The sequence below is a fragment of the Streptomyces sp. NPDC046870 genome, assembly GCF_040704595.1.
Classification (GTDB): Bacteria; Actinomycetota; Actinomycetes; order Streptomycetales; family Streptomycetaceae; genus Streptomyces; species Streptomyces argyrophylli.
Map to the genome: position 1 here is coordinate 513,264 of NZ_JBEYXM010000003.1, position 11,032 is coordinate 524,295.

At 74.6% G+C, this 11,032-nt stretch carries 10 protein-coding genes; 5 read left to right on the forward strand and 5 right to left on the reverse strand.

The window, feature by feature from the left end:
- The first annotated feature begins 67 nt into the window (after nt 1–67).
- Entirely contained in the window at nt 68–1,384 is a 1,317-nt protein-coding gene (locus tag AB0946_RS10855; protein ID WP_366760231.1) for a hypothetical protein, read from the forward strand.
- Between the two features lie 99 nt (nt 1,385–1,483).
- Here AB0946_RS10855 and AB0946_RS10860 read toward each other — a convergent pair whose 3' ends face one another.
- Both AB0946_RS10860 and AB0946_RS10865 read right to left on the reverse strand, forming a co-directional pair.
- Nucleotides 1,484–2,836: a PH domain-containing protein gene (locus tag AB0946_RS10860; protein ID WP_366760293.1), complete on the reverse strand. Its 1,353-nt coding sequence runs from the start codon at nt 2,834–2,836 to the stop codon at nt 1,484–1,486.
- Nucleotides 2,837–2,874: 38 nt separating this feature from the next.
- On the reverse strand, nt 2,875–3,378 hold the full coding sequence (locus tag AB0946_RS10865; RefSeq protein ID WP_366760232.1) for a PH domain-containing protein: 504 nt from the start codon (nt 3,376–3,378) through the stop codon (nt 2,875–2,877).
- Between the two features lie 31 nt (nt 3,379–3,409).
- Between AB0946_RS10865 and AB0946_RS10870 the strand changes: the two genes are divergently transcribed.
- Entirely contained in the window at nt 3,410–4,561 is a 1,152-nt protein-coding gene (locus AB0946_RS10870; RefSeq protein WP_366760233.1) for an NADH-quinone oxidoreductase subunit D, read from the forward strand.
- A gap of 24 nt (nt 4,562–4,585) precedes the next feature.
- Here the strand turns inward: AB0946_RS10870 and AB0946_RS10875 are convergent, their stop codons facing one another.
- Nucleotides 4,586–5,638, reverse strand: a complete 1,053-nt coding sequence (locus AB0946_RS10875) for an SAM-dependent methyltransferase (RefSeq protein ID WP_366760294.1) — start codon at nt 5,636–5,638, stop codon at nt 4,586–4,588.
- 247 nt (nt 5,639–5,885) lie between these two features.
- Here AB0946_RS10875 and AB0946_RS10880 point away from each other — a divergent pair, with 247 nt between their 5' ends.
- Entirely contained in the window at nt 5,886–7,091 is a 1,206-nt protein-coding gene (locus AB0946_RS10880; RefSeq protein WP_366760234.1) for a sensor histidine kinase, read from the forward strand.
- A 31-nt stretch (nt 7,092–7,122) separates the two neighbouring features.
- Complete coding sequence (locus tag AB0946_RS10885) at nt 7,123–7,794, forward strand: response regulator transcription factor (RefSeq protein ID WP_030651489.1); 672 nt, start codon at nt 7,123–7,125, stop codon at nt 7,792–7,794.
- A 344-nt stretch (nt 7,795–8,138) separates the two neighbouring features.
- Here the strand turns inward: AB0946_RS10885 and AB0946_RS10890 are convergent, their stop codons facing one another.
- Nucleotides 8,139–9,242: a DUF5937 family protein gene (locus AB0946_RS10890; protein WP_366760235.1), complete on the reverse strand. Its 1,104-nt coding sequence runs from the start codon at nt 9,240–9,242 to the stop codon at nt 8,139–8,141.
- 163 nt (nt 9,243–9,405) lie between these two features.
- Between AB0946_RS10890 and AB0946_RS10895 the strand changes: the two genes are divergently transcribed.
- Nucleotides 9,406–9,633, forward strand: a complete 228-nt coding sequence (locus AB0946_RS10895) for a hypothetical protein (protein WP_366760236.1) — start codon at nt 9,406–9,408, stop codon at nt 9,631–9,633.
- A gap of 63 nt (nt 9,634–9,696) precedes the next feature.
- On the opposite strand, the gene AB0946_RS10900 is transcribed toward AB0946_RS10895, so the two are convergent.
- Nucleotides 9,697–10,869, reverse strand: coding sequence for a beta-eliminating lyase-related protein (locus AB0946_RS10900; protein WP_366760237.1), 1,173 nt, complete (start codon nt 10,867–10,869; stop codon nt 9,697–9,699).
- Between the last annotated feature and the right edge of the window lie 163 nt (nt 10,870–11,032).

Here is an 11,032-nt window from a genome sequence, read left to right on the forward strand (position 1 = left end):
CACGGTGTGGCCGTGTTTTTACGGGGCGGGGGCCCATGATTCGCCTACGCGCGGTAAGTTTCTGGCCATGCCACGTGGACGCCACCGCCATTCCCCGCCTCTGCACCGGCTGTTGCCCCCGTCGGCGATCGCCGGTGTCTCCGTCGCCTGCGCGCTGGGTCCGTGGGTGTTCTCCGAGGCCACCGTGTTGCGCGCGCTGGCCGCGGCGGCCGCCGCGACGGCGGTCGTCGGCGCGGTCGTGATGCGCCGCTGGGACGCGCAGGCGGGCAAGCAGGTCGCCGAACTCATGCGCGCGCGTGCGGGCGACGAGTGGCGGTTCGAGGAACGGGTCGCCGAACTGGAGACCGATCTGGAGGAGTCCCGCGAACTGCGCGCGAAGCTGGAACAGCGGCTGCGCGCCAAGCGGGCGGAGCTGGCGGGTCTGCGCAACGAGCACGCGGCCCTGCTGCGCCGGTACGCCACGGCGGAGACCGAGCGGGCCAGCGCCCTGGAGGGGCGGCGGCTGCTGGAGATCGAAGCGGCCGTGCCCGAGCCGGAGCCCACGCCGTCGTCGCGCGCGCTGCCGCCGGCGCGCAGCGCCGAGCCCACGGCCGCCGCGGCCCCGGAGGCGCCCGGCACCGAGGAGCGGCCGGCGGTGTTCTCGCCCGAGGGCGCCCCGCTGTACCGGTCGGCGCTGACGGCCCTCGCGCGGTTCGACCGCGAGGGTGCGGACCAGGGGGAGGCCGGGGTCGTGACCGAAGCCGAGGCTGACGCCGAGGGGGACGAGGCCGGGGCGGCGGAGGTCCGGGCCGCGCGGGTCGAGTCCGCCGAGCCCGCTGACGCCGCGGAGTCCACTGACGCCACCGGAGCCGCCGAGTCCGCCGACACCGACCGGGCGGCCGAGTCCGTCGAGTCCGCCGATTCCGTCGCCGTCGCGTCGGAGGCGTCAGAGCCGGAGGCTCACCCGGCTCCCGGGGACGCCGCCGCCGAGGCCGCTGCCGCCAAAGGAGAACCCGCGGCGGACGGCGTGAAGGAGGACGCCGGCCGGGCGCCGGCCGGCGAACCCGCGCGTCCCGCCGGCCGGCCGGCCGCCGGGCACTTCACCGTGCCGACCGCGGTGGCCGTCGTACCGGCTGCGCCCGCGCGGCGCCCGGTGGTCGAGGGCGGCTTCGACTTCTTCGGCACCCAGAAGGGCGCGCCGAAGACCACGCTGGACTCCGTGCAGAACGAGGACCTCGCCGACGTCGTCGGCCCCGAGGCGCTCGCCGTGCACAAGGCCGAGTCCGAGGCCGGGTTCAAGGCCGCCGACGAGCGGTCCCGGGGGGTGGGCCAGGTCATCGACCTGACCGCGCACGACGAGACCGAGCAGATCGACATCCAGGGGCTGCGCAGCGCGGCCTCCTGAGCCGGCGTCAGCCGTACGCGACACGCACCGGGCCCGGCCTTCCCGCGAGGGGAGCCGGGCCCGGCGCGTCGGTGCGGTGGGGCGTCGAGGCCGTGCCGGTCAGCCGGTGCTCATCCAGCGGTCGGGGAGGGCGTCCCGGCGGCCCGTGCGGGACCGCTCCGCCTGCTCGACCAGGAGCCGCGCGGCCTCCTCGGCGGTCCGCAGCCGGGCCGTCACGGTCTTGTCCGCGCCGGTGTCCACGTGGACGTCGGCGAGCCCCCAGCGGCGCTCCCACGGCCCCTGGGTGAGCCGTACGCTCTGCACCTTGGCGTGCGGGACGAGCGAGAGCCGGCGGCACAGCAGGCCGCTCCGGGCGGCGAACACCGCGCCGGTGACCGCGAGCCCGTGCCCGCGCCACCACAACGGCAGGCACCACCGGGCCCGGCGCGGCACCCGCGATAGTTCCCCGGGCACGGTCACGCCGGGAAGCACGCGCGCGACGACGGTCTCGGCGACCGCGCGCGGGGCGACCGGGATCAGCACGGAGTTGGCGGAGCCCGCCACGTCCAGTTCCACCCGCACCCAGCCCGGCCACCGCCACAGCAGCGGCTCCACGATCCGCACGGTCTGCACCCGGCCGGGCGGCACCGTCTCGTGCGTGCGGTCGAGCAGCCCGTGGTCGATGCGGAGCCCGTCCGGGGACTCGCTCACCGTCCAGTCGAACTCCGTCACGAACCGGCCCACGCTGCTCGCGCCGGCCGCGCCGACCAGGGGCAGGGCGGTCCCGACGACCGTCCACAGGCTGTGGGTGACGAGCCACAGCACGGTCGGGACCACCAGCGCGGCGCACAGCGAGCCCCAGGTGGCACCCGTCAGCACCAGGGAGCGTGCCAGCTCGCGCGGGGGCACGCGCAGCAGTACGCGCGCGGGCGCCTCTCCGACCTTGTGCGCGGTCTCGGGCGCGAAACCCGCCGCGCGCGCGAGCAGTTCCGCGCGCAGCGCGCCCGCCTCCCGCTCGCCCAGGAAGGCCAGCTCGTCCTTGCTCTCGGCGCCGACGACGTCGATCCGCAGCTTCGCGACGCCCGCCATCCGCGCGAGGAGCGGGCGCGAGACGTCCACGGCCTGGACGCGCTCCAGCCGGATGTGCGCGGTGCGCCGGAACAACAGCCCGGTGCGTATGCGCAGTTCGGTGTCGGTGACCGCGTAGTGCGTGAACCACCAGGACAGGAAGCCGTAGAGGCCGGCCGCCGGCACCAGGACCGCGAGCCCCAGCAGGAGGACGGTGCCGGTCAGCCGGTCGAGCTGTTCCTGGGCGCCGTTCGGGTCGTGCGCGGCCCAGCCGGCCAGTACCGCGAGCGGCGCCCACGCCCGGCGGAAGGGCGTGACCGGGTGCAGCCGGTGCTCGGTGACGGGCGGGCGCTCGGGTGTGCCGTCGTGCGGTGTGCCGTCGTGAGGTCCGCCCCCGCCCGGTATGCCGCCGTCCGGTACGCCTCCGGTGCCGTCGGGGGAGGTCACAGGCCCGCCGATCGTGCCTCGCCCAGCTCGGTCAGCCGGTCCCGCAGGCGTTCCGCCTCGGCCGGGTCGAGGCCGGGGATGGTCGCGTCGGTCGCGGCGGCGGCCGTGTGCAGTTGCACGGTGGCCAGCCCGAAGCGCCGCTCCAACGGCCCGGAGGTCACCTCCACCAGCTGCATCCGCCCGTACGGCACCACCGTCTCCTCACGCCACAGGACACCCCGGCTGATCAGCAGGTCGTCGGCGCGCTCGGCGTACCGCCACGAGCGCCAGTTGCGTTCCAGCAGCCACCAGCACCAGGCGGCGCACGCGAGCGGCAGCAGGGCCGAGACCGCCCACCCGGGCCCCAGGAGAAGGCCCGGCAGGAGCCCCGCGGCGAGCGCGAGCACCGCCGTCCACACCACCAGCAGCAGCCGGCGCACCCCCAGCAGCCCGGGCCGCAGCCCGCGCCACACCGGCTGGTCCGCCGGCGCTCCGGTCCCTTCGGGACTCCCCGTTTCCATGAGCCCAGCCTACGTAGGGGAAACTGGGCCCATGACTCCTACGACGGAGACCACGGTCGGTATCGGCGGCGCGGCGGAGAGCACCGACATGGTGCTCAACATCGGGCCCCAGCACCCGTCCACGCACGGTGTGCTGCGGCTCAGGCTGGTGCTGGACGGGGAGCGCATCGTCCGCGCCGAGCCGGTGATCGGCTACATGCACCGGGGCGCCGAGAAGCTCTTCGAGGCGCGCGACTACCGGCAGATCATCGTGCTCGCCAACCGCCACGACTGGCTGTCGGCGTTCTCGAACGAGCTGGGCGTGGTCCTCGCGGTGGAGCGGATGCTCGGCATGGAGGTTCCCGGGCGGGCGGTGTGGACGCGCACGCTCCTCGCCGAGCTGAACCGGGTGCTGAACCACCTGATGTTCCTCGGCTCCTACCCGCTGGAGCTGGGCGGGATCACGCCGGTGTTCTACGCGTTCCGGGAGCGCGAGGTGCTCCAGAACGTCATGGAGGAGGTCTCCGGCGGGCGCATGCACTACATGTTCAACCGTGTCGGCGGCCTCAAGGAGGACCTGCCGGCCGGCTGGGCCGCACGCGCGCGTGAGGCCGTCGCCGCCGTGCGTTCGCGCATGGACGTCTTCGACGACCTGGTGCTCGGCAACGAGATCTTCCGGGGGCGCACCCGCGGGGTGGGCGTGCTGACGCCGGAGGCGGTGCACGCCTACGGCGTGAGCGGCCCTGTCGCGCGCGCCTCCGGCGTCGACTTCGACCTGCGCCGCGACGAGCCGTACCTGGCCTACGGCGATCTCCAGGACACCCTGGAGGTCGTCACCCGGACCGAGGGCGACTGCCTGGCCCGGTTCGAGGTGCTGCTGGCGCAGACCCACAACGCGCTGGACCTCGCCGACGCCTGCCTGGACCGGCTCGCCGAGCTGCCGCCGGGGCCGATCAACCAGCGGCTGCCGAAGGTGCTGAAGGCGCCCGAGGGGCACACGTACGCGTGGACCGAGAACCCGCTCGGGATCAACGGCTACTACCTGGTCAGCAAGGGTGACAAGACCCCGTACCGGCTCAAGCTCCGCTCGGCCTCGTACAACAACATCCAGGCGCTGACCGAGCTGCTGCCGGGGACGCTGGTGGCGGACATGGTGGCGATCCTGGGATCGATGTTCTTCGTGGTCGGCGACATCGACAAATAACCGGCGGCATCGGCGGGCAGGGCCTCACGGTCCGGGCGCGTCCCGCGGGTCCGGTTCGAGGGGGTCCGGGACGCCGACGGGCTGGAGCAGCCAGCCGAAGTCGCCGAGGCCGCCCGGTGCCGTCAGCTCGGCCGCCTCACCGGCGGTCGCGAGGGCGCGCACATAGGCGGAGGGGTCCGAGGAGGCGAGCGCCAGCGGAGGGCGTGCGCCGGTGATGCCGAGGGCGCGCAGAGCGGCGCGTTGCGTGAGCAGACGTGCGCCGGGAAGCTCCCGCGCCGGCGCGGTACCGGAAGCGGTGTGCGCCGTTCCGGAGGGCGTGTGTGCGGTGCCGGAGGGCGTGCGGACCGTACCGGCCGCCGCCGCGCACGCGTCCAGGGCCACATGGGCCGTGATGTCACAGGAGCCGTCCGGGACGGGCGCCGTCTGACGTCCCTCGCGGAAGCCGGTGAGGGTGCCGAACGGGGGACGGGTGCCGACGGTGTGCGCGTAGTCCACGGCCACCGCGAGCCCTCGCGCCACCCGGTCCACGGCCGACGCCCAGGCCAGGTCCCGGGGCAGCCCGACCTCCGCCCGCAGCCCCTGCTCGGCCGGCAGCGGCCACCAGCGGGCGAGCCAGTCGGCCGGCGCGCCCGTCACGGGCTGTCCGAGCCGCTCGGAGCCGTCCTCGGCGACGAGTACCAGCCGGGGCACGCCCGAGGAGTCCACCTCCACGACGTCCAGGGGCACGTTGTCCAGCCACTCGTTGGCGAACAGCAGCCCGGTGACCGCCTCCGGGAGTTCGCTCAGCCAGGTGATCCGTGCGTCCAGGCCGGCCGGGCGGTCGGCGATCTCGACGGCGTACGCACGCGCGCGTGCGGCCACGTCGGCCGGCAGGGCGGCGAGCACCCCGCCGGCCAGCTCCCCCCGCCCGGCGCCCAGGTCGACGAAGTCCAGCACCGGGGGCCGCCCGAGCGCCGCGTCGACCCGGCACAGCAGCCGGGCCACGGCCCGTGCGAACAGCGGGGAGGCGTGCACCGACGTGCGGAAGTGGCCCGCCGGGCCCTCCGGGCGCCGGTAGAAGCCGCCGGGCCCGTACAGGGCCGCCCCGGCCGCCGCGCGCCAGCCGCGCGGGGCGCGGTCCGCGCTGCCGTGGCCGGAGCCCGCGCTGCCGTGGCCGGTGCTCGCGCTGCCGTGGCGGGAGTCCTCCGCCGTCGTCCCATCCGTCACCGCACCAGACTAGGCACATCGTTGATCACGGCATCCACCTTGGGGAGTACGCGCGCCGGGCACGGATCGGTCCTCCGGTTGACCCCTGCACGCATCTGGTTTCCCTACTCTGGGTTACGTGCAGCGCCTCTATGACTTCCTCCGCCGCCACCCGATCTGGGTCGACTCCTCCTGGGCCGTCGTCCTGTTCGGGCTGTCCGCGCTGAGCGTGGTCAATCTCGACGGGGTGAAAGGTCACCACGGGACGATCCCGGGCGGGATCGCCGTGTCCACCGTCCTGTGCGTGGTCGTGGCGCTGCGCCGCCGTCTGCCGGAGCCGATGCTGCTGCTCGCCCTCGTGACCGGGCTGGTGCAACTGGTCCTGGACATCGAGACGACCGTCGCCGACTTCGCCATGCTGGTGATCACCTACACGGTCGCGACGGTCGGCGCGCGCTGGGCCTCCCGGCTGGCCCTCGCCGTCAGCCTCTGCGCGGCGACCGTGGCCCAGATCCGCTGGCCGGCCGCGGACAGCGGCCTCCTCGGGCATGCCGCCATAGCGGTCTTCCAGACGGTGCCCTTCGCCCTCGCCTGGGTCCTCGGCGACTCCATGCGCACCCGGCGGGCCTACTTCGCCCAGCTGGAGGAGCGCGCGGCCCGGCTGGAGAAGGAGCGCGAGGCGCAGGCGAAGGTCGCGGTGGCCGCCGAGCGCGCCCGGATCGCGCGCGAGCTGCACGACGTCGTCGCGCACAACGTGTCGGTGATGGTGGTGCAGGCCGACGGTGCCGCCTACGTCATGGACACCGCCCCCGACCAGGCCAGAAAGGCCCTGGAGACGATCTCCTCCACCGGCCGTCAGGCCCTTGCCGAGATGCGCCGCCTGCTGGGCGTGCTGCGCACCGGCGAGCACCAGGAGAGCGGGGAGTACGTCCCCCAGCCCGACGTCGAGCAGATCGACGACCTCATCGAGCAGTGCCGCAGCTCCGGCCTCCCGGTCGACTTCAAGGTGGAGGGCACCCCGCGGCCGCTGCCCAGCGGCGTGGAGCTGACCGCTTACCGCATCGTGCAGGAGGCGCTGACCAACACCCGCAAGCACGGGGGGCCCCACGCGGGCGCGAGCGTGCGCCTGGTCTACTTCGACGACGGTCTCGGCCTGCTGGTCGAGGACGACGGCAAGGGCGCCCCGCACGAGCTGTACGAGGAGGGCGGCGCCGACGGACAGGGCCACGGCCTGATCGGCATGCGCGAGCGCGTCGGCATGGTCGGCGGCACCCTGGACGCCGGCCCGCGCCCGGGCGGAGGATTCCGCATCAGCGCCCTGCTGCCGCTCAAACCGGCGCACTGACCGACCCCTGATCCCGGACGGAAGAAGCCCGATGACGATCCGCGTGATGCTCGTCGACGACCAGGTGCTGCTGCGCACCGGGTTCCGGATGGTGCTCGCCGCCCAGCCGGACATGGAGGTCGTCGCGGAGGCGGGCGACGGCGTCGAGGCCCTCCAGGTGCTGCGGTCCACCGCCGTCGACGTCGTCCTCATGGACGTCCGGATGCCGAAGCTGGACGGTGTGGAGACCACCCGGCGGATCTGCGCGGAGCCGGACGCGCCCAAGGTCCTCATCCTGACCACGTTCGACCTGGACGAGTACGCCTTCTCCGGGCTGAAGGCGGGCGCCTCCGGTTTCATGCTCAAGGACGTGCCGCCGGGTGATCTCCTCGCCGCCATCCGCGCCGTGCACAGCGGCGACGCGGTCGTGGCGCCCTCCACCACCCGGCGCCTGCTGGACCGCTTCGCGCCGATGCTGCCCTCCGCCGGCAAGGAGCCCCAGCACAAGGAGCTGGAACGGCTCACCGAGCGGGAGCGCGAGGTCATGGTGCTGGTCGCGCAGGGCCTGTCCAACGGCGAGATCGCGGCCCGGCTGGTGCTGAGCGAGGCGACCGTGAAGACCCATGTGGGCCGCATCCTGACCAAGCTCGGGCTGCGCGACCGGGTGCAGGTGGTCGTGCTGGCGTACGAGACGGGCCTGGTACGCGCCGGCGGCCACGGCTGACGACCACGATTGGGCGCCTTGCCGGGCGTGGACGTCTGGTCCGGGGCCGGGCTTGCTCGGGGTGCTCGGCATTGGCCTCCGGGCGCGGGCCCGGCTTGCTGGGCGTGAGCCGTCGGCCTCGGGCCCCGCTTGCTGGGAGTGAACCGTCGGCCTCGGACCTGGCTTGCTGGGCGTGGGCCTCAGCGCCCGGCTCCGTTTCCTCGGCGTGAGCCGTCGGCCTCCGGCCCGGCTTGCTGGGAGTGAACCGTCGGTCTCGGGCCCGGCTTGCTCGGCGTGGGCCTCCGGGGCCGGCTCCGTTTCCTCAAGCGTCAGCCTCGGGCCGGGCCCGCTCGCCGCGGGACGCCCTAGCGCAGGACGCCCTCGATGAAGTCGCTGCCCAGCCGGGCCACCGCGGTCAGGTCCAGCTGGTGCTGGACGTACCGGCCGCGGCGGCAGTCGGTGATCAGGCCCGCCTTCTTCAGCACCGTCAGGTGCCGGGATATCTCGGGCGCCGACATGCCGTGCGCGTCGGCCAGTTCGCTGGTGGTGTGCGGGGCGCGCGCCAGGTGCCGGCACAGCCGCATCCGCACCGGGTGGGCCAGGGCCTCCAGCCGCCGCGTGAGCTGTTCGACGGGGGGCGCCTGCGGCCGGGGACCGCTCGCGGGGTAGGTGATCGAGGGCTGCCAGCCGTACCGGTGCAGGACCATCACGTGCGGCCAGCCGAGGCTGGTCGGCACCAGCACCAGGCCGCCGTCGCCGGTGGCGGCGCGGCCCACCAGCAGCTTGTCGACCGTCACGAGCCCGGCCTCCTCGTCCAGCGAGACCGCCCCGGAAAGGGAGGCGAGGGCCTCGCCGAGTCCCTTGCGGCGCAGCAGCTCGGTCCGGTGCCGGGCGTCGGCGGCCAGCTGGGGCTGGACGCGGGCCCAGGTCTCGGCGAAGAAGGCCTCGTCGCAGTCGAGCATCAGCCGGCGGAACCAGGCGCGCACGGCCGGCGGATCGGTCAGCAGGCGGCGCGTGAACCGCTCCTGCACGGCACCGCGCGCGGCGGCCAGTTCCAGGGAGCGGCGGCGCAGCTCCGGGTCCTCGAGCGGACCGGCCTCCTGGACGTCGTAGCGGAGCTGGCAGGTGAACTCCAGGGCGGCGTTGACGAACTGCCCGTCCGTCAGTTCGTCCAGCTGGTCCAGCTCTTCGGCGAGCGTCGCGCCGGGGAGCGCGCGTCCGCCCGGCAGACCGGCGAACGGGGCGAAGACGTCCGAGAACGTCGTGCGCCACAGGAAGTCCGCCTCGCACAGCCGGTCGGCCAGGCAGGGCTCCAGCCGGGAGGAGACGGCGGTCGCCCAGCCCCGCAGCTCCGGGTGGTGCCCGGGCTCGCTCAGCGCGTGCAGCGCCATCCCCAGTTCCGCCAGCGGGGAGGGCACGACGGAGACCCTCTCCAGGGGCAGTCCGGTGATGTCGATGGTCACGCTCATGGCCCCATGGTGCACCGGGCCACTGACAGTGCCCCCGTGGATTGACGGCAGCCGTCAATCCACGGGACTTCCGCGCCGGTCAGGGGCAGCGTCGAGGGCACCGGGGCCGCCGCGGCGCCCGATCGGTCACCGGTCAGCCACCTCCCGAGAAGGCGGATCAGCCATGAGCATCACCCAGCAGTACCTCCTCGACAGCTACCGCGCCCGTCTGCACGGCGAGCCCGGGCCGCCCGCGCCGGGCCGCCACGACCTCGGCCTCCTGCGCGAGGTGCGCGACCACCGGCACTTCCGCGCGGTCGTCGCCGGACGCCCGGCGCACGGGCGGCTCCGGCGCGCCCTGGCCGGCCGGCTGCGCGCCCTGGCCCACCGGGCGCGCCCCCGCGCCCTCTAGGGCCTCTCGTTCGGATCATGCCGGGCTCGCGGGCCCTGGTCCGGCCTGATCCAGACGAAAGACCTAGCCCCTGCCGGGCAGGCGGTCCACGAAGTCCCGCACCGCCGCGCGGACATCGTCCGCCGTCCACTCCAGCCCCGCGGCCTGGACGCCGACCTCCGTGAACGCGAGGCCGGGCCCGCCGGTGCTCCAGACGTTCGCGAAGAGCATCACCGAGGTCTCCTCGGCCTGGCGGAGCGCCGCCTCGGCGGCCGCCTCCGGCTCGTACGGCAGCCAGACCTGGAACTGGTGGGTGTGCGGCTCCTCCGGGTGGACGCGGGCCCACGGCACCCCGGCCGCCGCGAAGCCTTCGCGCAGCGCGGCGGCCACCACGCGCGCGTGCCGCACGTACTCGGGCAGCCGGGGCACTTCGCGGTCCAGGCCGACGAGCGCGGACAGCACGGTCGGGAACTGCTGGAAGACCATGCCGCCGTACCGGTGCCGCCAGGTCTTCGCCTCCTCCACCAGCGTCCTCGGACCGGCGAGCGCGGCACCGCCGAAACCGCCGACGGACTTGTAGAACGAGACGTAGACGCTGTCGGCGAGGCCGGCGATCTCCGCCAGGGGACGCCCGAAGTGCTCGGTGCACTCCCACAGGCGCGCGCCGTCGAAGTGCACCACCGCGTCCCGCTCCCGCGCCGCCGCGACGGTCTCGGTCAGTTCCTCCCAGGTGGGCAGCACGAAACCGGCGTCCCTCAGGGGCAGCTCCAGCATCAGCGCGCCGAAGGGCTCTTCGAGGTCGCGTATCTCGGCCGCCGTGGGCAGCCGCCGCTCCCCGCCCACCCTGACCGGCCGCAACCCGCTGACCTGGCTGAACGCCTGGCGCTCATGGACCTCCGGGTGGGCCAGCGGATGCAGGGCCACCGCCGGGTTCCCGGTGCGGGCCGCCCAGCAGCGCAGGGCCACCTGCTGGGCCATGGTGCCCGTCGGGAAGAACGCGGCTGCCTCGGTGCCGAGCAGCGCGGCGACCCGCTCCTCCAGGGCGGCCACGATCCGGTCGCCGTAGACGTCCGCGGGCTCGTCCAGGTCGTACACCTCGGCGCCCGCTTCCTGGAGCAGCGCGAGCCGTTCGCGGATCGAGTCCCGGGGGGTCGCGTGCGCCAGGATGCGCCGCGCCCCCCGCTGGGCGGCCCGGCGCCGCTCCCGCGAACGTTCCTCCGCCGACCGTTCGTCGTCCTGCTCAGCCACATCAGTCATGCCGTGGATCATGCCTCGCCCGGCCCCGGCGCGGCAGCCGGGTTTTCCCGCGAGGAAGAGCGGGAGGGGGACGTGGTGAAACCCACAGCCTGTGGACGACCGGCCGCCGCCCCACCCGATAGCGTTAACATGACGAGAAATCGTCCGGTACCCAGAGCGGACT

Coding starts and splice junctions, on each gene's coding strand:
- AB0946_RS10900 (WP_366760237.1), bottom strand. CDS start 10,869: ATGACTGATGTGGCTGAGCAGGACGACGAACGGTCGGCGGAGGAACGT.
- AB0946_RS10870 (WP_366760233.1), top strand. CDS start 3,410: ATGACTCCTACGACGGAGACCACGGTCGGTATCGGCGGCGCGGCGGAG.
- AB0946_RS10885 (WP_030651489.1), top strand. CDS start 7,123: ATGACGATCCGCGTGATGCTCGTCGACGACCAGGTGCTGCTGCGCACC.
- AB0946_RS10890 (WP_366760235.1), bottom strand. CDS start 9,242: ATGAGCGTGACCATCGACATCACCGGACTGCCCCTGGAGAGGGTCTCC.
- AB0946_RS10865 (WP_366760232.1), bottom strand. CDS start 3,378: ATGGAAACGGGGAGTCCCGAAGGGACCGGAGCGCCGGCGGACCAGCCG.
- AB0946_RS10855 (WP_366760231.1), top strand. CDS start 68: ATGCCACGTGGACGCCACCGCCATTCCCCGCCTCTGCACCGGCTGTTG.
- AB0946_RS10895 (WP_366760236.1), top strand. CDS start 9,406: ATGAGCATCACCCAGCAGTACCTCCTCGACAGCTACCGCGCCCGTCTG.